The sequence below is a fragment of the Pollutimonas bauzanensis genome, assembly GCF_040393045.1.
Classification (GTDB): domain Bacteria; phylum Pseudomonadota; class Gammaproteobacteria; order Burkholderiales; family Burkholderiaceae_B; genus Pollutimonas; species Pollutimonas bauzanensis_A.
The window spans coordinates 1-19,219 of the sequence record NZ_JBEBUX010000046.1; the positions used below are offsets into that span (position 1 = coordinate 1).

Genomic DNA, 19,219 nt, shown 5'->3' on the forward strand with positions numbered 1-19,219 from the left:
CGACTTCCGGGCACCCCTAATCCTATGCATATATGGCGCGGCGCAGGGGGCATTCGTATCGCGGGTGACGCCTGGGGAAATCCTGACGGTCCTTTAGTCGTGTTGCAACATGGCGGGGGACAAACCCGCCATGCCTGGGGAGGTACCGGTGAATTGCTCGGCGCAGCCGGATATTACGCCGTTGCGTTCGATGCGCGCGGCCATGGTGATTCGGATTGGGCGAGCGACGGACTGTATGGGCAAGACGTGATGGTGCGCGATTTGGAGTGCGTCATCGCAGCCCTCGGTAAGGGCCGCCCGGTTCTGGTGGGCGCCTCCATGGGCGGAGGCACCAGCCTGGTGGCGGTTGGCGAGGGGCATGTCGACGCCACTGCCTTGATCATGGTGGATATTGCGCCGCGCATCGAGCCAGAGGGCGTCGACAAGATACAGGCCTTCATGGCGCAAAAGCCGGAGGGTTTTGATTCGCTGGAAGAGGTCGCCCAGGCCATCAGCAACTACCAGCCTCAACGTGCGCGTCCTAAAAACCTCGATGGCCTGGCGAAGAATGTGCGCCTGGGCGCCGACGGCAAATACCACTGGCACTGGGATCCGCGCATTCGTGCCGGCAAGCGGGATTTGGAACGGCGTCAGCAGCGGCTAGAGGAATGCGCGCGGCGGCTTGCCTTACCGGCCTTGTTGGTGCGTGGTGGATTGTCCGATGTGCTTAGCGAAGAAGGAGCCCAGCAGTTTTTGGCGATTTGCCCGCAGTGTGAGTACGTTAATGTCACCAACGCCGGCCATATGGTGGCGGGGGACCGCAATGATATTTTCGGCACCTCGGTAATTGCCTTTCTGGGGCGTACAGTGCCGGTAGGTGGCGAACCGGTTCACTCCGCGCATACTGGAGGCGCGCATGGCAGCGATGCAGGTGAAGATATCAACGACGTACCGTAGCCCCGAGCACCTGGAAAGTGCGCAACGCGACTTACGGAATAGGGGCGGGATCATGGCATTCGGCTACCTTCGCCGCTTTCCGATCACCGGATAGAAATCGCGTAGATGAACAGGATCATCGCCACGGTGGAGGCGATGGTGCGTACGTGGTTCCAGAACGTCCAGTCCCGCAGGTAACGCGCCCACATGTTCGCGTCGTTGGAACTGGCGGGATCAACCGCTGCGAGCGCATTGTTGAGCGGAACATTGAATGCCATCGTGCAGGCGAACATGCCAACGACGTAGGTCACGCCTCCGGTGAGCGTCGCGACCGATCCGGGCTGATGCCACTGGAACAAGGCGATGCCGGCAAGGATCAGGGCGGCCAGACTGCTGCCCAAGAACAGGGGCATGAAGGCTGAGCGCTGGATCACGGCATTGATCGAGTTCATCGCAGCGATGCCGCTCGGCGCTTCGATCCGGCCAAGCGCTCGCATGATGAAGGAGGAAAACGAAAAATAGAGGCCTGCAAGGAGGCCGCAGCCTATTGCTGAGAACCAGAGCAAGATGGTGTTGATCGCGTATGTCATTGTCTTGCTTGCCAGATGGCCAACTGGGCGTCGAACGCGCGCTTGAAGGCTGGCCGCGCTTCACCGCGGGCAACATAGGCGGAGAGGTTCGGAAATTCGTCCAGCATGCCCGATCCGTTCAGCCTGCGCAGCACTGTAACCATCAGGAGGTCGCCGGCGCTGAAGGTGTTGTCGAGCCAGTCGGCATCACCAAGTCGATTGGAAAGTTCGTTCAGCCGGCCACGGACGCGATCCTCAAGGAGAGGCAGGCGTTCATCGTACCAAGCCTTGTCGCGTTCCAAGTATGGTGCCTGTTCGCGCTCAACAATTGGCGGCTCCACCGTATTAAGTGCGGCAAACATCCAGGTGACTGCACGCGCCCGGGCATTTGCATCATCTGGCAGCAGGCCGACATGGCGTTCGGCGATATGGAATACGATTGCCCCCGACTCGAACAGGGCGAGATCACCTTCTTCATAAGTCGGAATCTGCCCGAAGGGGTGAAGCGCACGATGCGCGGGTTCCTTCATCGCTTTGAATGAAACAAGACGAACGTCGTAAGGCTGGCCTACTTCTTCAAGCGCCCAGCGGATACGCATGTCACGCGCCTGCCCCTTACCGTGGTCGGGCGACTGTTCAAAAGCTGTGATGGTAGGCGACATTGGAAGGCTCCGAGTGACTACATGGCACTGCCAACACCCGTCAGGCGGCAGGGCGAAGGTCTGCAGCGGCTTGGGCGATCCGTTGCGGCGCTTTGGAGCGCGCATACATCCGTTCAAAGTAGGACTTAAGATGTGGAAAGTCATCAATCAGTCCAATTTCATTGCCCCAGTCCAGCACATAGGCGGTGATGCAATCCGCGATGCTTATCGTGTCGCCGACGATGAACTCACGCCCATCCATGTGACGGTTAAGTATTGCTGCCATCGCCGTGAAATCCTCTTTGGCAAGAGTAATATCTTCCGGCAGGCGCTTGTCTTCCGGATACAAAAAGCTGTGTTTGGCTATCCGCCATAATGGCTGCTCAAGTTCGGTGACCGAAAACATGGACCAGCGATACGCCTGCGCCCGCTCTGATAGGTCGGTGGGCATGAGTCCTTTGGCGCCATACTTCTCTGCCAGATACATGACGATGGCGGCAGATTCTGTGAGTACCAGGTCACCGTCGACCAGCACAGGAAGCTTTCCGGCAGGGTTGAGGCTTAGGAAGTCGGGGTGGCGGTTTTCACCGGCCAGGAGGTTGATGGGCACGAACTCGAATTCTGCATCAAGCTCTTGAAGCGCCCAACGCACGCGAAGAGAGCGTGTCGGACCTAGTCCATACAGTTTCATCATCTTGGTTGTCCCCCAGTTTCATTTCAAAGAGAAAGTGGTGTCACGGCTCTGGCAGAGACGCTGGGGTGCGAGCGGCAGGCAGCTTATGCTTGCGGGGCACTCGGTGTCTCATTGCCTAATATACCAACAGCGCCATTGTCTGCCTAGCCGCTCTGGGTAGGCAGGCGACGTCGCTTTTTGCCGGATTCTCTCTGGACCAGCACACTGAGGATGTGGCCGAGCATGGCAAAGAGTCCTTGTACGCGTTCGTTTTATCCGCGGAGACCTTCATCGTCTTGGGGTAGCGTTTCGTTCTTTGCATGTAGCGACATCATGGGGGGTTGATGCAGACGAGCACGTTCTTGCGCCAGCCGTGTTTCGATCGAAACCGTGTACTGCTTGACCTTCCAATTGCGGTAAGGTGACGGGGTTTGTTTAGGTGCAAGCATGTCAGACTCCGAATAAGCAGAACTAGTTAAGCGCTATCCAATGGGCAAGGGGTTTGATCCATGTGCCGGTCAGCGCTGAAAAAGCCATGATTGCATACGCATGTTTCAACTTTGCTACTGGCTTTACGGCTGCGGTCAGTGGTTTCTTGTAATGAGTAATTTTTATGCAGTCTACTTCGTTGTTATGTGTGGCAGGGCTCTTGAGTATTTATGACATGTAAACAAAACGACTTATGCACAGAAAATGTGGATAACTGACCAATTGACAAAACGGGCGAGGAAGCATGGGTTCTATGCGGTAGAAGGTAGAGACTGGCACCACTTGTGGTCGTGTTTTAGCTTCTTTGAGAGCGATTGGGTACTTTTTCTCGAGGAACAGGTACCATCAGGGCATCAGTTCCGGTTGAGCTTTACTGCAGGCTATGTGAACCAGTCTGGTTATCTGGAGTACCTGTTCAACAATAAATGAAAGGATGACACTATGTCTGAAAATATTTATGAAGCACTTCGGGAAAGCCATGAAACCCAACGTTCGCTCTGTAGGAAATTGCTCCGTGCTACGCCGCAGAGCGGCCGGCGAAGCGAGATCTTTCGGGAACTGCGTATTGAATTGGCGGCCCATGCCGCTGCCGAAGAACGGTTCCTCTATGCACCAATTCTGATGGATGATATGGGGCTGAATTCTTCGCGCCACGCCTTGGCGGAGCATCATGAGATCGATGAATGTGTGGAAGCATTGAACGAGGCCGACGAGAAGGGCGAAAGCTGGAGCGAAAAGGCAAAGCAACTGTCCCACAAGGTCCATCATCATCTGCGCGAGGAAGAGACCAAATTTTTCCAAACTTTAGGCAAGATATTGACGGACGCGCAGAAGACAACGTTGGCTAAGCGCTATTTGAAAGACTTTGAGCGGATGAAGCGCGTTTTATCTGAACAGTAGGTTGTTTGACATATCCAGACATAATTAAGCCTTATGACAGAACATCCGGAGGTTGCGATGGCATATGATTTGGTTGATTGGACACAAGCGCCCGAGCTTGCAAGATGGTGGGCAATGGATGCCAACGGCAAGGCATACTGGCATTGCCAGCCCGACATTGCGCCGTTTACTGATTTTTGGATGCCTGAGCAGGTCGAGGCACCGCACTTTGGGTATACAGGCCAGTACAAGGACTCGCTGACAGAAAGACCAGGCCTTCAGGCCTAAACGCGCTCTTCAACATGGATTTGGTATGAGTCCTCATGGCAAATCAGTGTTGAACTCAAGCTGGCGATGATGACGTTCCAGGTTAAGGTTCTCAAAAAAGGGTGCCATTCAGTCGGGCCTACAAAGTGAAGCTTGGCGCCCACTTTCCAAACTGCGGCCGCTGGGGCTTTCAAACCTGCTTTCATCGCCGATTTTTGCAGACGTTTTAGTGCTTCCACTTGCTGTGATGGCGGTCTATCCTGGAAGCTGCAATCTAGTGGCGCAACGATAATCTCCTGCCCCTGGTGACGGAAAATTGCAATTCTGGTCTTATACATACGGACTCCTTTGGGAAGGTGTTCACGTAGGGTATTAGTTGAAAGTTACTATCGCGCTTTTTTCGGTTCAATCATACATTTGGCCTAGGCGCAGGCGGCGATGCTCCAATAAGATAACAACAGGCGTTTTTACAACCTATCGCCGGGCTCTTCCCTTGTATATGAATATTTCTAACTTCGAGCACGTCTTTTATGCGCTGTTGATCCAGGTAATAGTATGGCTGCCAACTCGTAACTGGTGGGCGGGGGCGATGCTGGCCGTCGGCTTATTCATCGGTCGCGAGCACGCTCAACGCGAACTCAACATCGGTGGCGCATCAAAACTCAGCCCATGGGAGGCGTTCGATGTGTGGAATTGGAGTGTCGACGCGCAACTCGATTTGTTTTTGCCGATTGCTGCGGTGGTGCTTCTTGCATGGATCGTCGGCTATCTGTCTCGTCGAGCAAGTCTGTTATAAAGAAGGCTAATGCTTCATTAAGGAGTGGCGATGCGCCTTTTTTTGTTGTTCCCGCTGGCTCTGCTGGCGGCATGCGAAAGTGTGAGCGCCCCTGCGGCGAATCTTGCGCCGGATGATTGCAGTGCCAAGTCTTATCAAAGCCTTATTGGCACTCCTGTCGAAATTATTGACGCCAGCGCGCTGCCAGAAAAAACACGGATCATCCATCCGGACACCGCCGTCACACATGACTACCGTCTAGACAGGCTGAATGTTCACGTCGACGGGCAAGGGAAGATCACACGAGTGGTCTGCGGATAAGCAAGCGGGCTATACCCGGCTTGCGGCCGTTTTACGCTAGTGCCCGGTGTCGCCGACCATATACTTGCCGTCTTTCTTGAAATTGGCGTCCTGCATTTCAACGCTGCACCGTGAATTGCCGTAAAACACCACCTTGCCGTCTTTGGACATGATTACTGCAGCTTCGGTAGCCGAATAAACAGAGGCGTATTCGTAGCAGGTAAAACCATCGGCATTGCCCGATTTTTCTTTTGGCGGTTCGCCCATCAGTTCGAGTATGGGTTTTACTTCTTGGCCGATTTCGACAGAATTCAAGGTCGATTGAAGCAGCTTCTGACGTTCAGAGGCTCCTGTTGTAGCGTCGCTGGTTCCGCCTAGAGAGCTTTTTGCCGCGTTGTAACCCGCTTCGGCCATCTGGCCCGCCAGCATGGGAGTGCAACCAACCAAAACGATAAGCCCCGCTCCGCTTACGGCATTGGCCAGTATAGTGGCTATCCTGTTCATGACGTATATGTCCTATAGATTGCTTGGGGCCTGTAGTTGCCGGCGCCCTTAGCGGCCCGCCCATTCTTGTATGGCAGGCCAGATATCACCAGGCGATTCCGCAATGGCATCTGCTTGCCATGCGCTGAGCGCGGTTTCCCGCCCGCAATACCCATAAGCAGCGACAATAGTTGCCATGCCGGCCGCTTTGCCAGCGATGATATCGCGTTCGTCGTCTCCTACGTATATGCAGTCGCCAGGCGCAAACCCGGCGACTTGTGCGGCATGCAATAGCGGTGCTGGATGCGGCTTCGCATGATTAGTGGTGTCGCCGCCCACGGTAACGGCACAGTCAGTATATAAACCTAGATGAACCACCAGAGGAACAGCCAGGTATTCCATTTTATTGGTGACAATGCCCCAGGCGTAACCGCTTTCCTTAAGCGTGGCCAGCAGTGGTCTTACTCCTGGGAACAAGGTGGTGAGCGTCGTCATGTCTTGTTCGTAGTCTGTCAGGAATTGTTCGCGACAGGTTTCATATTCGGGGTGGTCAGGATCCATATTCAGGCCGGCCTTGAGCAAACCTCGAGCGCCGTGCGATGCGTAAGGACGCAAGGCTTCATAGGGTAGGGGTTGCAAGCCCTTGCGGGCGCGTTGTTTATTGGCGGCTGCGGCCAGGTCGGGAGCTGTGTCAGCCAAGGTGCCGTCAAAATCGAATAAAACCAGTTTTTGCATGAGTATCAGTTCTCGCGACGGGTCGCCAAAAGGTAATTGACAGAGGTGTCGTGGGTGATCTTGTAGAGATCGGTGATTGGGTTGTATTCCATTCCAGCCAGCGTTATTGAGGCCAGGCCCGCCTTGCGCACACTCGCTGCAAGTTCACTGGGCTTTATGAAGCTTTCGTAATTGTGCGTGCCCCTGGGCAGCATGCGCAAGACATATTCGGCGCCGACGATTGCAAACAAGAAAGACTTGGGATTGCGGTTAAGTGTGGAAAAGAACACCCAGCCGCCGGGTTTGACGAGCGTGGCACAAGCCTGCACGATGGAACCGGGGTCGGGTACGTGTTCCAGCATTTCCATGCAAGTAACGATATCGAATTGACCTGGGTTTTCGCTAGCCATTTGTTCGGCGCTAATGGTTTGATAGTCGACCGGAACACCTGACTCCAGCCCGTGCAGCCTTGCGACAGTCAAGGATTTTTCAGCCAAGTCGATGCCGGTAACCTGAGCCCCCGCTTTTGCCATGCTTTCGGCCAGTATTCCGCCGCCGCAGCCGACATCAAGCACTTTTTTTCCGGCAAGAGAGCCAGCTTGCCCCAGGATCCATTCCAGGCGCAAGGGGTTGATGGCGTGCAATGGCTTGAATTCGCTTTCCGGATCCCACCAGCGCGACGCCAGCGCACTGAACTTATCGAGTTCGGCCTGGTCTACATTGGTTGTGTTGGAGTGACGGGGGGGGGCGGTAGCGTTCATGAGCGATCCGAAGCTTGGGTTAAAGAGTGCTGGCGGGGCTAGTGGGAAAGCTGGCCAGAAATGCATAAGGGCCCCGCTATGCGGAGCCCTTATTGTAGCGTTTAACGCAACAAGTATTACAGCAAAGTATTACTTGCGAACGCCAACGATCTCGATTTCTACGCGACGGTTTTGTGCGCGGCCTTCACGGGTCTTGTTGCTAGCAACAGGGCTCGATTCGCCTTTACCTTCGGCATAGATACGATCAGCAGGGATACCTTTCGAAACCAGGTAGTTCTTGACCGTGTTGGCACGGCGTTCGGACAGGCCTTGGTTGTACTTTTCAGTACCGATGGAGTCTGTGTGACCGGTTGCGATAAGCGTTTCCAGGTTGACTGTGTCGGCTTGTGCAGCGACTTGGTCAAGGATCTGGCGGCCTTCAGGCTTCAAAGTAGCTTTGTCGAAGTCGAAGAATGTATCGGCGTTCAACACAACTTTGGTTGAAGTAGGAGCAACCACTGGAGCTTGAGCTTGTGCGACTGGAACGCCATCACACCCGGGGATACCGGTAGCTGGAGTCCAGAAATTGTCGCGCCAGCACAATTCGTTGGTGCCGTTTTTCCAAACGTCGCCGAACGGATTTTGCCAGTTATCGACAGTTTGCGCAGATACTGCACCAGTAGCCGAAGTGGCTGCAATGGCGAGTGCTAGTGCGATTTTGGAGGGTTTGTTCATGTTTCTCCTCGTTGAGCTTAATGCTGGTAAGTGACCGCAGCGAACCCCCGCCGCATATCAAGAAAACGGAGCCAGTATAGCAACGCCATGATTGAATCAAAGAATTGCGCTGGGTTTCATGCGTGTTAGGGCGAATCTTACGGCATTTCTGTGCGGTTAGTTAAGCTTGAACTGCGCTTATCGCCCAGATATTCGGATTTCTACCCTATCTCCGACTTTATTGTTGGTTTTTGGCAACACGGTTACGAGCTTAAAGTGCTTTATGAGCAGGTTCCGTCCGGGGCAGGCATGGGGCGGCTGTAGCCCTCTGTTGGGACGGCTCTATAGAACATAAGGCATCAATACAGGAGCAAGTGTTAGAATTTCCCATTCGCCCGTCATCGGTCCAGTTTCACGATTTTTATGTTTTAGACAATCTATGGATTCCTTTGCCAAGGAGACCCTTCCAATTTCGTTGGAAGAGGAAATGCGCCGCAGTTACCTTGATTACGCCATGAGCGTGATTGTGGGGCGCGCCTTACCGGATGTTCGGGATGGCCTCAAACCAGTGCACCGGCGCGTGTTGTTCGCCATGCACGAACTGAATAATGATTGGAACCGGGCCTACAAGAAGTCGGCGCGTATTGTGGGTGACGTGATCGGTAAGTATCACCCTCATGGCGACTCGGCGGTGTACGACACTATTGTGCGTATGGCCCAGGATTTCTCGCTGCGTTATATGTTGGTAGATGGCCAGGGTAACTTCGGCTCTATCGATGGCGATAATCCGGCGGCCATGCGTTATACCGAAATCCGCCTGTCCAAGATATCGCACGAGCTTCTTGCCGATATCGATCAGGAAACCGTTGATTTCGGGCCTAACTACGACGGTAGCGAACAAGAGCCATTGCTGCTGCCTTCGCGCTTGCCCAATTTGCTGGTCAACGGCAGTTCGGGTATTGCCGTGGGTATGGCAACCAATATTCCTCCGCATAATTTGTCCGAGGTCATCGCAGGTTGCCTATATTGTTTGCGCAATCCTGACTGCACCATCGATGAACTGATCGAACTGATACCGGCGCCAGACTTCCCCACAGGGGGAATCATCTACGGCATGTCGGGTGTGCGTGAAGGCTATCGTACTGGCCGCGGGCGTGTCATCATGCGCGCCAAGTCGCACTTCGAGGACATGGAAAAGGGCAACCGGCAGTCTATCGTTATTGACGCCATTCCCTATCAGGTCAACAAGAAGACGCTTCAGGAAAGAATCGCCGAACTCGTCAACGAGAAAAAGATCGAGGGTATTTCCGATATCCGCGATGAGTCCGATAAAGACGGCATGCGCCTGGTTATCGAGCTCAAGCGCGGCGAGGTCCCGGAAGTCATACTGAATAATCTCTACAAGCACACGCAGCTGCAAGATACCTTCGGCATGAACATGGTGGCCCTGGTCGATGGCCAGCCACGCCTGCTGAACTTGAAGCAAATGGTGGAATACTTCCTGTTCCATCGCCGCGAAGTCGTCACACGGCGCACGGTGTTCCAACTGCGCAAGGCGCGCGAGCGCGGCCATGTTCTGGAAGGCCTCGCGGTCGCGCTGGCGAATATTGATGACTTTATTGCCATCATCAAAGCGGCCCCGACACCGCCCGTGGCCCGCCAAGACTTGATGGCGCGTACCTGGGATTCGTCCTTGGTTCGTGAAATGTTGTCTCGCGCCGACGAGGGTGAAACCCCCGGAGGCCGCGCTGCTTATCGCCCCGAAACGCTGCCTGAAGGCTTCGGCTTGCAGGGCGACGGCATGTACCGGCTTAGCGATACCCAGGCCCAGGAAATCCTGAACATGCGCTTGCAGCGCTTGACCGGCCTGGAGCAGGACAAGATCGTTGGCGAATACAAAGACATCATGGCGACCATTGCCGATTTGCTGGATATCCTGGCGCGCCCAGAGCGCATCACGACGATCATCAGCGATGAATTGCTGGCAATCAAGCTTGAGTTCTCTACCAACGCCAAAGACGAGCGTCGTTCCGAGATCGAGCATAACGCCACTGAGCTTGATACCGAAGATTTGATCACCCCGATGGACATGGTGGTGACCTTGTCGCAATCGGGCTATATCAAGAGCCAGCCGTTGTCCGAATATCGTGCCCAAAAGCGGGGCGGGCGCGGCAAGCAGGCAACGACGATGAAGGAAAACGACTGGATAGATCAGTTGTTCACCGCCAATACACACGATTACCTGTTGTGCTTCTCGGATCGCGGTCGCCTGTATTGGCTCAAGGTATGGGAAGTGCCTCAAGGTTCGCGCAATTCGCGCGGTCGTCCTATTGTGAACATGTTCCCGCTGATCGATGGCGAGAAAATCACTGTGGTGTTGGCCGTCAAGGAATTCAGCGAAGACCATTATGTATTCATGGCAACCTCGCGCGGTACGGTCAAGAAGACGCCTTTGTCTGACTTCTCGAACCCCCGCAAGGCAGGCATTATCGCGGTTGCCCTGGATGAAGGCGATTATCTGATCGGCGCTGATTTGACCGATGGCAAGCACGACGTCATGTTGTTTTCCGACTCGGGCAAGGCTGTGCGTTTCGACGAAAACGACGTGCGTCCTATGGGCCGAACTGCCCGCGGCGTGCGCGGCATGATGCTAGAGGAAGGGCAGTCTGTCATTGCCATGCTGGTTGCGGGCGACGAAACGCAAAGCGTTTTGACTGCTACCGAAAATGGCTTCGGCAAACGCACTTCCATAGTCGAGTACACGCGCCATGGGCGCGGTACCAAGGGCATGATCGCGATTCAAACGTCGGCCCGCAACGGCAAGGTAGTCGGCGCCGTACTGGTCGAACCGTCCGATGAAATCATGCTTATCACCACCGCTGGTGTTTTGGTGCGCACCCGCGTTTCGGAGATCCGTGAAATGGGTCGCGCAACTCAGGGCGTTACCCTAATCAACGTGGATGACAACAGCATGCTGCAAGGTGTGCGGCGTGTGGTTGAAAGTGATGCGGATGACGATGTCGAGGAAATCGATGGCGATGGTATTGTTGATTCGCAAGTCGATTCCGTAACGCCTGACGCAGATCCAATTGGTTCAGACTCCGATGAATCTGGTGCCGCCGATCAAGACGACCCCGAGGATAATGCCTGATGCGTCCATGGAATTTTTCGGCAGGCCCGTCGGCCTTGCCGCTGGAAGTGCTGCAACAAGCGGCGGCTGAAATGACGGACTGGCACGGCTGTGGCATGTCGGTTATGGAAATGAGCCATCGGGGCAAGCAGTTTACGCAGATACGCGACGAGGCTGAAGCTGACTTGCGCGAACTGCTGGCCGTACCTGACAACTATGACGTGTTGTTCATGCAGGGCGGGGCGACTGCCGAAAATGCCATCGTGCCGATGAACCTGATCGGGCGCGGCAGCGCGGCAAAAGCCGATTATGTTTTATCGGGTATCTGGTCGAACAAGTCGCACAAAGAAGCGCAACGCTACGGTGATATTGCCGTAGCGGCTTCCAGTGGCGCCGAAAAAATCCTGGATGGTGTTGCGCAGGCTCCCTGGACATGGTTTCCCGAGGCAAGCAGCTGGGCGGTGCGCCCCGACGCTTCCTACTTGCATTTATGCAGCAACGAAACAATAGGCGGGGTCGAGTTTCCCGATTGGCCAGATATGGCCGCGCTGGGCGCGCCGGACGTGCCGCTTGTCGTTGATGCCTCTTCGCACTTTTTGTCGCGTACCATCGACTTTTCGAAAGCCGCCATGGTGTATGCAGGTGCTCAGAAAAATGCCGGCCCGGCAGGAGTGACGATGGTGATTGTGCGTCGTGACCTGCTAGGTCATGCTTTGCCAATTTGCCCATCTGCATTTGACTATGCAAACGTGGCAGGCGCAGGTTCCATGTTCAATACGCCGCCCACTTATGCCATTTACATTGCAGGGCTGGTTTTCAAGTGGCTCAAGCAGCAAGGTGGCGTGGCCGCCGTTGAGGCTGCCAATGCAGCTAAAGCGCAGGCGCTTTATGCATACCTGGATAGTTCAGACTTTTACCGAAGTCCCGTCCACGCCGCATCGCGCTCACGCATGAATGCGCCATTCTTTCTACGCGACGAGTCCTTGAACAGCGATTTTCTGGCCCAGGCGGACGCCGGCGGGTTGATGCAGCTTAAAGGGCACAAAAGCGTTGGCGGCATGCGGGCTTCCATTTACAACGCGGTTCCGATGCAAGGGGTACAGGCGTTGATTTCATTTATGCAGGATTTTGAACGTCGACATGGTTAATTCGTTGCAAGAGCGCCTGCTGCCAGTGCGCAAACAAATCGATTCGCTGGATGAGCAGATCCTGGAGCTGTTGAACCAGCGCGCCAAGGCGGCTCAGGACGTCGGCAAGATCAAGCAGGACTTCGATCTTGACGGTCCCGTGCTCAAACCCGAGCGCGAAGCTATGGTGATTCGCCGTTTGCAGGACCTTAACAAGGGGCCGTTTACCGAGCAGGCGATAGATGCTGTCTGGACGCAGATTATTTCCACCTGTAGGGGCTTGGAAAGCGTGCTGACTGTCGCCTATTTGGGGCCGCAGGGTTCGTTTTCCGAGCAAGCCGCGCTTGAACATTTCGGCCACGCGGTAACGCGCCTGCGATGCGATTCCTTCGACGAAGTGTTCCGCGCAGTCGAAGCGGGGCAGGCCGATGTCGGTATGGTTCCGGTTGAAAATTCAACTGAAGGCGCGGTGAACCGCACGCTGGACTTGCTGCTGAATTCCCCCTTGAAGGTGTTGGGAGAGCGCTCGCTCAAGATTCACCATAATTTGATGACGCAGTCCGGCACGCTGGACGGCGTTACGCGTGTCATGGCGCATCCACAGGCATTGGCGCAGTGCCAGGCTTGGCTTACGCAGCATTATCCCAAGCTGGCCCGCGATGCGGCCTCCAGTAATGGTGAGGCCGCACGCATTGCTTCGCAAGACCCCACGGTGGCCGCTATTGCGGGCGCGACAGCGGCGCAGGCCTGGAATCTTCAAGTGGTGGCCTCGGGCATTCAAGACGACCCACAGAATCGCACGCGTTTCCTGGCCGTCGGCGCTATTGAAACACTGCCTAGCGGCAGCGACAAAACCAGCATTATCATGGCGGTTCCCAATCGTGCGGGCGCCGTATACGACATGTTGGCGCCTCTGGCTGCCAATAAGGTCTCGATGACGCGCCTGGAATCCAGGCCGGCGCGCACGGGGCAATGGGAATACTATTTTTATGTTGATCTGTTGGGTCATCGCGATGAGCCGGCAGTGGCTCAAGCGTTGGCCGATTTGAAAAAACAGGTGGCTTTTTTCAAGGTGCTGGGATCCTATCCCATCCAGTAAAACGGGTAGTCCATGAATATGGTTGTTTTTGAAAACGCAGGCGCGGCGTACGCCTATTGCCCTATGTTCGGCTCATGAGTGCTTCCGGGGCAGTCACGGCGCCCGCGCAGCCACTGGTGCCGGTGCTGGCCGTGGTTGGCGTGGGTTTGATAGGCGGTTCATTTGCCGCAGCGCTGCGCGATCGTGGAGCCGTTGGCCGCGTGCTAGGAGTGGGTCGGCAAGCCGCTACCCTTGCGCAGGCTCGCGAACTAGGGCTTATCGACGAAATTGTCAGCCTCCCAGAGGCGGCACAACAGGCAGACTTGATTTTTCTGGCCATGCCTGTGGGGGCTACCGAAACGATACTGTCACAGCTCAAGCCGTTTTTGCGCCCGGATACGATCGTAACCGATGCGGGAAGCACTAAAGCGAATGTTGTGTCGGTTGCCCGTGCTGTCTTGGGCGACCGTATTGGCCAGTTCATTCCCGGGCATCCCATCGCGGGTGCGGAAAAGACAGGCCCCCTGGCCGCTGAAGCGGCCTTGTATCGCGGTCGTACTGTGGTTCTTACGCCGCTGGAAGAAAACAGCAGCCAGGCCAAGGCTTATTTGACCCGCGTTTGGGAATGTTGCGGCGCTCGCGTCATGGCCATGGATGCACAAGTGCATGACACGGTGCTGGCTTCGGTCAGCCATGTGCCGCATTTTCTCTCGTCGGTTTTCATGTGGCAGGTCGCAACAGCGCAGGACTCTGATTTGCGCATGGCGTTGGCGGGCAGCGGATTTCGTGACTTTACCCGGATTTCCGCCGGGTCCCCCGAGGTTTGGCGGGATATTTTTTTGGCCAACCGCTCAGCGGTGCTGTCCGAACTGCAAGAGGTCAAGGCTGCGTTATCGCGCGCCGAGATGGCGTTGCAAGATGCCGATGGCGAGTCATTGCAGGATTTTCTAGAACATGCGGCGTTAGCGCGCCGTTTTTGGGGTAGCAGGAGCGGTTTGACATGACGACGAGTCCCAGCGTGTGTTTATCACCTGTCAGTATTGCAGCCGGCGAGATTCACCTCCCGGGGTCAAAAAGTATCTCCAATCGCGTGCTGTTACTGGCCGCGCTGGCGGACGGGGTTACGCAACTCGATGGCTTGCTTGATTCGGACGACACAAGTGTGATGCTGGCTGCGCTGCGGCAGTTGGGGGTGGCTGTCAATGACACGGGTCCCGCTCAGGTCGAGGTTCACGGAAGTGCTCCATTTGCTCGTCGGGATGCCGATCTTTTCCTGGGCAATGCCGGAACGGCATTTCGTCCATTGACCGCCGCATTGGCCTTGATGGGTGGGGACTATCGTTTATCGGGTGTTCCCCGCATGCATGAAAGGCCTATCGGCGACTTGGTCGATGCGTTGGTCGCGTTGGGCGCAGACATTCAATATCAAGGCAATCCCGGTTATCCGCCCCTGCATATCGGGCAAGGGACTATTCAGGCCGATACGCCAGTCAAGGTGAAGGGCTCGGTATCCAGTCAGTTCCTGACGGCGTTGCTACTAGCCGCGCCCATTCACACGGCTGCGGCAGACCATGATCTTGTGATCGATGTAGAAGGCGATTTGATTTCCAAGCCTTACATTTTGATTACGCTTAATCTGATGGCCCAGTTTGGCGTGCAGGTGCAGCGCCAGGGATGGCAGCGTTTTGTTGTGCCAGCAGGGTCGCGTTATCACTCGCCGGGCCGCCTGCGTATCGAAGGGGATGCCTCCACAGCGTCGTATTTCATGGCCCTGGGGGCTATTGGCGGAGGCCCCGTGCACATACATGGGGCTGGCTCGAATAGCATACAGGGTGACATGGCTTTTGCCGATGTCATCGAAGCGATGGGCGCGCAGGTTGTTCGTCATCCTGAATCGATCGAGGTGCGGGGCGTGCGGGTATCGCAAGGCGACAGGCTCAAGGCTTTCGATATGGATTTCAACCTGATTCCCGATGCGGCGATGACCGCAGCCGCGTTAGCCTTGTATGCTGACGGGCCTTGCACGCTGCGCAATATTGGCAGTTGGCGTGTTAAGGAAACCGATCGCATCCACGCGATGCATACCGAACTGGAAAAGTTGGGCGCCAAGGTCGAGTCCGGACCGGACTGGATACGCGTGTACCCGGTATCCTCTTCGCAATGGCAAACGGCCAGTATTGAAACCTACGACGATCATCGCATTGCCATGTGCTTTTCCCTGGCGGCGTTCGGGCCTGTGCCGGTCACGATTCTTGACCCGGACTGCGTGGGGAAAACGTTTCCCGGCTATTTTTCAGTCTTTCGTGAGCTTGTGCAAGCATGAACGCACAATTGACACCGATTCCAGTTATTACCATTGACGGTCCTACGGCTTCGGGCAAAGGGACAATCGCTCATCGGGTCGCCCAGGCGCTGGGTTGGGCAGTGCTCGATAGCGGCGCGCTTTATCGGCTGACAGCTTTGTCCGTGCAGCAGCAGGGGGTGGATGTCGCCGACGAGAACGCAGTCGCGTTGACTGCCCAACGCCTGGATGTTCAGTTCCAGGGAGATCAGATCTTGATGTCTGGGGTCGATGTCGCCCATTTGATTCGTCACGAAAGCGTCGGGAATCTGGCCTCGAAGATTGCCGCATACGTGCCTTTGCGCCAGGCATTGCTGGATCGCCAGCGGGCATTTCGCGTGGCGCCAGGCCTGGTTGCCGATGGCCGGGATATGGGCACTGTTGTGTTTCCGGATGCCCCTTTGAAAATATTTTTGGTGGCCGATGTTCGGGCCAGGGCGGAAAGACGTTGTAAGCAGTTGAAGGAAAAGGGAATTTCTGCTAATCTAACAGACCTTTTGGAAGATATGCGGGCGCGCGATGAGCGCGATCGTACGCGGGCAACCGCGCCGCTTGTAGCGGCGGCGGGGGCCAAAACGGTCGATTCATCTGGTTTAAGTATCGATGAAACGGTCAAAGTAGTGCTCGACTTTTGGTCGGGTCTGGGGTTTGGGGCTGCACAATAGGCAAGTTTGCCGCATTGGTAGTGCCAAATTATTTTTTACTCCACTGGGGCGTTTTTCCCTGGTGTGTTTTTTAACAGCCATCCTGGCTTATGGATTTCATTTAATGTCCACCATTTCCACCTCTGCCGCCACCGGCGGTGAAAGCTTTGCCGACCTGTTTGCTGAAAGTATCAAAAACCAGGACATGAAGTCCGGTGAGGTTATTTCTGCTGAAGTCGTTCGTATCGATCACAACTTTGTGGTGGTCAATGCCGGCCTCAAGTCGGAAGCATTGATTCCCCTGGAAGAATTCCTGAACGATCAGGGCGAACTCGAAGTCCAGCCTGGCGATTTCGTTTCGGTTGCCATTGATTCGCTCGAAAACGGCTACGGCGACACTATCCTGTCGCGCGACCGCGCCAAACGCTTGTCGGCCTGGCTGCAACTAGAGCAGGCTCTTGAGTCTGGTGAAATGGTTACCGGCACCATTACCGGCAAGGTAAAGGGTGGCCTGACGGTCATGACCAACGGCATTCGCGCCTTCCTTCCTGGTTCGCTGGTTGACCTGCGTCCCGTCAAGGACACCACGCCCTACGAGGGCAAGACCATGGAATTCAAGGTCATCAAGCTTGATCGCAAGCGCAACAACGTTGTGCTGTCGCGTCGCTCGGTACTTGAAGCCAGCATGGGCGAAGAGCGCCAGAAACTGCTGGAAACGCTCAGCGAAGGCGCCGTGGTCAAGGGCGTCGTCAAGAACATCACAGACTACGGCGCGTTCGTGGATCTGGGCGGTATCGATGGCTTGCTGCACATCACCGATATGGCATGGCGCCGTGTTCGCCATCCTTCCGAAGTCCTGCAAGTGGGTCAGGAAGTCGAAGCCAAAGTGCTTAAGTTCGACCAAGAGAAAAGCCGTGTTTCGCTTGGCGTCAAGCAGTTGGGCGAAGATCCATGGGTCGGCCTTGCTCGCCGCTACCCACAAAGCACACGTCTGTTCGGCAAGGTCACGAACCTTACCGACTACGGCGCGTTCGTTGAAGTCGAAGCCGGCATTGAAGGTTTGGTACACGTTTCCGAAATGGACTGGACCAACAAGAACGTCGATCCACGCAAGGTCGTTACCTTGGGTGAAGAAGTCGAAGTCATGGTTCTGGAAATCGACGAAGACCGCCGCCGCATCTCGCTGGGCATGAAACAATGCCGCGCCAATCCATGGGAAGAGTTCTCCATCAACTTCAAGCGCGGCGATAAAGTCCGCGGCGCCATCAAGTCCATTACCGACTTCGGCGTGTTTGTTGGTCTGCCTGGCGGCATCGATGGCCTGGTTCACCTGTCCGACCTGTCCTGGACGGAAACCGGCGAAGAAGCCGTGCGCAACTTCAAGAAGGGCGACGAAATCGACGCCGTGGTTCTGGGCATCGATACCGACAAGGAACGCATCTCGCTGGGTATCAAGCAGCTTGAAGGCGATCCGTTCAACAACTTCGTGGCAACCTACGACAAGGGCGCTGTAGTTCCTGGCGTTATCAAGTCGGTTGAAGCCAAGGGCGCTGTTGTAACGCTGTCGCTCGACGTTGAAGGTTACCTGCGTGCTTCGGAAATTTCGACTGGCCGTGTTGAAGATGCAACGACTGCACTGACAGCCGGTGAAAACGTCGAAGCCATGATTGTCAATATCGATCGCAAAACACGTTCGATCCAATTGTCGATCAAGGCTCGCGACACCGCTGAAACCGCCGACACCATTCAGCGCATGTCTGATGCAAGCGCTTCGTCGGGCACCACTAACCTGGGCGCCTTGCTTAAAGCCAAGCTTGATCAGCAGCGCGACGACGGTTAATCAGTGTGACAAAGTCAGAACTGATAGCGATTCTTGCTAGTCGCTACCCGCAACTGGCAGTGCGCGACACAGACTACGCTGTTAAAACGGTGCTGGACGCGATGACCCAGGCTTTGGCCTGCGGTCAACGCATCGAGATCCGCGGTTTCGGAAGTTTCTCGTTGTCCGAACGCTCGCCGCGTATTGGTCGCAATCCGAAGTCTGGTGAAAAAGTGATGGTGCCTGGTAAGCAGGTGCCGCACTTTAAAGCCGGCAAGGAATTGCGCGAGCGCGTCGACTCTGCCTATGATGAAGAAGTCAAGGTGGCGGCGGGCGAGTCTGTGTTCACGTTAGGACAATTCGATACGCACATCATGCACGGCTAAGTTGGGTGGGCGCCATTGGCGCTTAATCCAGCTTAAATCCATGCTGCGTAATCAGAAAAGGTGCCGTCATTCGGCCACCTGCTTTGCTTATGCGTACAGGCCCTCATTGCGAGGGCCTGTTTTTATTTGTCATCTGCAAAGCATTACCGGCGATTCCCCTTACAATTGTCGAAATCCTGGTTTATTGGAGTATTCGTTATGCGTTATCTGGTTTGGATATTGCGGCTGGTGGTGTTCATCGTCGTTTTGATGTTTGCGTTAAAAAACACTGGCCCGGTCGACGTCAATTTTTTCGCCGATCATGTCGTAACGGGTGTCCCGCTAATTGTGGTGATGTTGGCCGTTTTTGTGCTGGGCGTTGTTTTTGGCTTACTGGTTGCCGCGCCGTCTGTCATGCGTCGGCGCCGCGAAGCCAGCAAGCTGCGCCGTGAAGTGGCGCGCCTTCAAGACCAGCTCAAGCATCCAAGCGTTCCCGGCGAAGCCGTAGCGCCAGAAACCGTCGCTCCCTTGGCGCCCCTGTAAATTATCCTGAGGT

23 protein-coding genes are annotated in these 19,219 nt (G+C 55.5%); 14 read left to right on the top strand and 9 right to left on the bottom strand.

Features of this window, described 5'->3' with window-relative positions; all coding sequences use genetic code 11:
- On the top strand, window positions 1-936 hold a 936-nt coding region (locus ABWO67_RS09165; RefSeq protein ID WP_353150667.1), incomplete at its 5' end, for an alpha/beta fold hydrolase.
- Between the two features lie 83 nt (window positions 937-1,019).
- On the opposite strand, the gene ABWO67_RS09170 is transcribed toward ABWO67_RS09165, so the two are convergent.
- The 4 genes from ABWO67_RS09170 to ABWO67_RS09185 form a co-directional block, all read right to left on the bottom strand.
- Complete coding sequence (locus ABWO67_RS09170) at window positions 1,020-1,505, bottom strand: anthrone oxygenase family protein (protein WP_353150670.1); 486 nt, start codon at window positions 1,503-1,505, stop codon at window positions 1,020-1,022.
- Complete coding sequence (locus tag ABWO67_RS09175) at window positions 1,502-2,146, bottom strand: glutathione S-transferase family protein (RefSeq protein WP_353150673.1); 645 nt, start codon at window positions 2,144-2,146, stop codon at window positions 1,502-1,504. The genes ABWO67_RS09170 and ABWO67_RS09175 overlap by 4 nt, the downstream gene beginning before the upstream one ends.
- Before the next feature lie 40 nt (window positions 2,147-2,186).
- A complete protein-coding gene (locus ABWO67_RS09180) occupies window positions 2,187-2,816 on the bottom strand; it encodes a glutathione S-transferase family protein (protein ID WP_353150756.1) in 630 nt (209 codons plus the stop codon).
- A gap of 254 nt (window positions 2,817-3,070) precedes the next feature.
- Entirely contained in the window at window positions 3,071-3,247 is a 177-nt protein-coding gene (locus tag ABWO67_RS09185; protein WP_353150676.1) for a hypothetical protein, read from the bottom strand.
- Between the two features lie 481 nt (window positions 3,248-3,728).
- Between ABWO67_RS09185 and ABWO67_RS09190 the strand changes: the two genes are divergently transcribed.
- Both ABWO67_RS09190 and ABWO67_RS09195 read left to right on the top strand, forming a co-directional pair.
- A complete protein-coding gene (locus tag ABWO67_RS09190) occupies window positions 3,729-4,187 on the top strand; it encodes a hemerythrin domain-containing protein (RefSeq protein ID WP_353150679.1) in 459 nt (152 codons plus the stop codon).
- 57 nt (window positions 4,188-4,244) lie between these two features.
- Entirely contained in the window at window positions 4,245-4,454 is a 210-nt protein-coding gene (locus tag ABWO67_RS09195) for a hypothetical protein (RefSeq protein WP_353150682.1), read from the top strand.
- Here the strand turns inward: ABWO67_RS09195 and ABWO67_RS09200 are convergent.
- A complete protein-coding gene (locus ABWO67_RS09200) occupies window positions 4,451-4,771 on the bottom strand; it encodes a hypothetical protein (RefSeq protein WP_353150685.1) in 321 nt (106 codons plus the stop codon). The genes ABWO67_RS09195 and ABWO67_RS09200 overlap by 4 nt on opposite strands.
- A gap of 161 nt (window positions 4,772-4,932) precedes the next feature.
- Between ABWO67_RS09200 and ABWO67_RS09205 the strand changes: the two genes are divergently transcribed.
- Both ABWO67_RS09205 and ABWO67_RS09210 read left to right on the top strand, forming a co-directional pair.
- The gene (locus tag ABWO67_RS09205; protein WP_353150688.1) at window positions 4,933-5,229 is read left to right on the top strand and encodes a hypothetical protein; all 297 of its coding nucleotides are present in this window, start codon (window positions 4,933-4,935) and stop codon (window positions 5,227-5,229) included.
- A 30-nt stretch (window positions 5,230-5,259) separates the two neighbouring features.
- On the top strand, window positions 5,260-5,529 hold the full coding sequence (locus ABWO67_RS09210; protein ID WP_353150691.1) for an I78 family peptidase inhibitor: 270 nt from the start codon (window positions 5,260-5,262) through the stop codon (window positions 5,527-5,529).
- A 36-nt stretch (window positions 5,530-5,565) separates the two neighbouring features.
- On the opposite strand, the gene ABWO67_RS09215 is transcribed toward ABWO67_RS09210, so the two are convergent.
- The 4 genes from ABWO67_RS09215 to ompA form a co-directional block, all read right to left on the bottom strand.
- Window positions 5,566-6,012 carry a hypothetical protein gene (locus ABWO67_RS09215; protein ID WP_353150694.1) on the bottom strand — a complete coding sequence of 149 codons (447 nt, stop codon included), beginning with the start codon at window positions 6,010-6,012 and terminating at the stop codon, window positions 5,566-5,568.
- 48 nt (window positions 6,013-6,060) lie between these two features.
- A complete protein-coding gene (gene gph / locus ABWO67_RS09220) occupies window positions 6,061-6,726 on the bottom strand; it encodes a phosphoglycolate phosphatase (protein ID WP_353150696.1) in 666 nt (221 codons plus the stop codon).
- A 5-nt stretch (window positions 6,727-6,731) separates the two neighbouring features.
- Window positions 6,732-7,466 carry a bifunctional 2-polyprenyl-6-hydroxyphenol methylase/3-demethylubiquinol 3-O-methyltransferase UbiG gene (ubiG, locus tag ABWO67_RS09225; RefSeq protein WP_353150699.1) on the bottom strand — a complete coding sequence of 245 codons (735 nt, stop codon included), beginning with the start codon at window positions 7,464-7,466 and terminating at the stop codon, window positions 6,732-6,734.
- A 129-nt stretch (window positions 7,467-7,595) separates the two neighbouring features.
- Window positions 7,596-8,180, bottom strand: a complete 585-nt coding sequence (gene ompA / locus ABWO67_RS09230) for an outer membrane protein OmpA (protein ID WP_353150702.1) — start codon at window positions 8,178-8,180, stop codon at window positions 7,596-7,598.
- A 418-nt stretch (window positions 8,181-8,598) separates the two neighbouring features.
- Between ompA and gyrA the strand changes: the two genes are divergently transcribed.
- The 9 genes from gyrA (at window position 8,599) to ABWO67_RS09275 (ending at window position 19,206) form a co-directional block, all read left to right on the top strand.
- A complete protein-coding gene (gyrA, locus tag ABWO67_RS09235; RefSeq protein ID WP_353150705.1) occupies window positions 8,599-11,310 on the top strand; it encodes a DNA gyrase subunit A in 2,712 nt (903 codons plus the stop codon).
- Entirely contained in the window at window positions 11,310-12,437 is a 1,128-nt protein-coding gene (serC, locus tag ABWO67_RS09240) for a 3-phosphoserine/phosphohydroxythreonine transaminase (RefSeq protein ID WP_353150708.1), read from the top strand. The genes gyrA and serC overlap by 1 nt, the downstream gene beginning before the upstream one ends.
- Complete coding sequence (gene pheA, locus ABWO67_RS09245; protein ID WP_353150711.1) at window positions 12,430-13,515, top strand: prephenate dehydratase; 1,086 nt, start codon at window positions 12,430-12,432, stop codon at window positions 13,513-13,515. Before serC ends, pheA begins: the two co-directional genes overlap by 8 nt.
- Window positions 13,516-13,589: 74 nt before the next feature.
- Window positions 13,590-14,498, top strand: coding sequence for a prephenate dehydrogenase (locus ABWO67_RS09250; RefSeq protein WP_353150714.1), 909 nt, complete (start codon window positions 13,590-13,592; stop codon window positions 14,496-14,498).
- Window positions 14,495-15,817: a 3-phosphoshikimate 1-carboxyvinyltransferase gene (gene aroA / locus ABWO67_RS09255; protein WP_353150717.1), complete on the top strand. Its 1,323-nt coding sequence runs from the start codon at window positions 14,495-14,497 to the stop codon at window positions 15,815-15,817. The genes ABWO67_RS09250 and aroA overlap by 4 nt, the downstream gene beginning before the upstream one ends.
- On the top strand, window positions 15,814-16,500 hold the full coding sequence (gene cmk, locus ABWO67_RS09260; RefSeq protein ID WP_353150720.1) for a (d)CMP kinase: 687 nt from the start codon (window positions 15,814-15,816) through the stop codon (window positions 16,498-16,500). The genes aroA and cmk overlap by 4 nt, the downstream gene beginning before the upstream one ends.
- Window positions 16,501-16,603: 103 nt before the next feature.
- A complete protein-coding gene (gene rpsA / locus ABWO67_RS09265; RefSeq protein ID WP_353150723.1) occupies window positions 16,604-18,319 on the top strand; it encodes a 30S ribosomal protein S1 in 1,716 nt (571 codons plus the stop codon).
- 5 nt (window positions 18,320-18,324) lie between these two features.
- Window positions 18,325-18,684 (top strand): integration host factor subunit beta, encoded by a 360-nt coding sequence (locus ABWO67_RS09270; protein WP_353150726.1) that lies wholly within the window; start codon window positions 18,325-18,327, stop codon window positions 18,682-18,684.
- A gap of 198 nt (window positions 18,685-18,882) precedes the next feature.
- A complete protein-coding gene (locus ABWO67_RS09275; protein ID WP_353150729.1) occupies window positions 18,883-19,206 on the top strand; it encodes a LapA family protein in 324 nt (107 codons plus the stop codon).
- Window positions 19,207-19,219 lie beyond the last annotated feature (13 nt).

What these genes read in the sequence shown, in the direction of transcription:
- ABWO67_RS09170 (WP_353150670.1), bottom strand. Translation starts at nt 1,505, where the DNA reads ATGACATACGCGATCAACACCATCTTGCTCTGGTTCTCAGCAATAGGC.
- ABWO67_RS09175 (WP_353150673.1), bottom strand. Translation starts at nt 2,146, where the DNA reads ATGTCGCCTACCATCACAGCTTTTGAACAGTCGCCCGACCACGGTAAG.
- ABWO67_RS09180 (WP_353150756.1), bottom strand. Translation starts at nt 2,816, where the DNA reads ATGAAACTGTATGGACTAGGTCCGACACGCTCTCTTCGCGTGCGTTGG.
- ABWO67_RS09185 (WP_353150676.1), bottom strand. Translation starts at nt 3,247, where the DNA reads ATGCTTGCACCTAAACAAACCCCGTCACCTTACCGCAATTGGAAGGTC.
- ABWO67_RS09190 (WP_353150679.1), top strand. Translation starts at nt 3,729, where the DNA reads ATGTCTGAAAATATTTATGAAGCACTTCGGGAAAGCCATGAAACCCAA.
- ABWO67_RS09195 (WP_353150682.1), top strand. Translation starts at nt 4,245, where the DNA reads ATGGCATATGATTTGGTTGATTGGACACAAGCGCCCGAGCTTGCAAGA.
- ABWO67_RS09200 (WP_353150685.1), bottom strand. Translation starts at nt 4,771, where the DNA reads ATGTATAAGACCAGAATTGCAATTTTCCGTCACCAGGGGCAGGAGATT.
- ABWO67_RS09205 (WP_353150688.1), top strand. Translation starts at nt 4,933, where the DNA reads ATGAATATTTCTAACTTCGAGCACGTCTTTTATGCGCTGTTGATCCAG.
- ABWO67_RS09210 (WP_353150691.1), top strand. Translation starts at nt 5,260, where the DNA reads ATGCGCCTTTTTTTGTTGTTCCCGCTGGCTCTGCTGGCGGCATGCGAA.
- ABWO67_RS09215 (WP_353150694.1), bottom strand. Translation starts at nt 6,012, where the DNA reads ATGAACAGGATAGCCACTATACTGGCCAATGCCGTAAGCGGAGCGGGG.
- gph (WP_353150696.1), bottom strand. Translation starts at nt 6,726, where the DNA reads ATGCAAAAACTGGTTTTATTCGATTTTGACGGCACCTTGGCTGACACA.
- ubiG (WP_353150699.1), bottom strand. Translation starts at nt 7,466, where the DNA reads ATGAACGCTACCGCCCCCCCCCGTCACTCCAACACAACCAATGTAGAC.
- ompA (WP_353150702.1), bottom strand. Translation starts at nt 8,180, where the DNA reads ATGAACAAACCCTCCAAAATCGCACTAGCACTCGCCATTGCAGCCACT.
- gyrA (WP_353150705.1), top strand. Translation starts at nt 8,599, where the DNA reads ATGGATTCCTTTGCCAAGGAGACCCTTCCAATTTCGTTGGAAGAGGAA.
- serC (WP_353150708.1), top strand. Translation starts at nt 11,310, where the DNA reads ATGCGTCCATGGAATTTTTCGGCAGGCCCGTCGGCCTTGCCGCTGGAA.
- pheA (WP_353150711.1), top strand. Translation starts at nt 12,430, where the DNA reads ATGGTTAATTCGTTGCAAGAGCGCCTGCTGCCAGTGCGCAAACAAATC.
- ABWO67_RS09250 (WP_353150714.1), top strand. Translation starts at nt 13,590, where the DNA reads ATGAGTGCTTCCGGGGCAGTCACGGCGCCCGCGCAGCCACTGGTGCCG.
- aroA (WP_353150717.1), top strand. Translation starts at nt 14,495, where the DNA reads ATGACGACGAGTCCCAGCGTGTGTTTATCACCTGTCAGTATTGCAGCC.
- cmk (WP_353150720.1), top strand. Translation starts at nt 15,814, where the DNA reads ATGAACGCACAATTGACACCGATTCCAGTTATTACCATTGACGGTCCT.
- rpsA (WP_353150723.1), top strand. Translation starts at nt 16,604, where the DNA reads ATGTCCACCATTTCCACCTCTGCCGCCACCGGCGGTGAAAGCTTTGCC.
- ABWO67_RS09275 (WP_353150729.1), top strand. Translation starts at nt 18,883, where the DNA reads ATGCGTTATCTGGTTTGGATATTGCGGCTGGTGGTGTTCATCGTCGTT.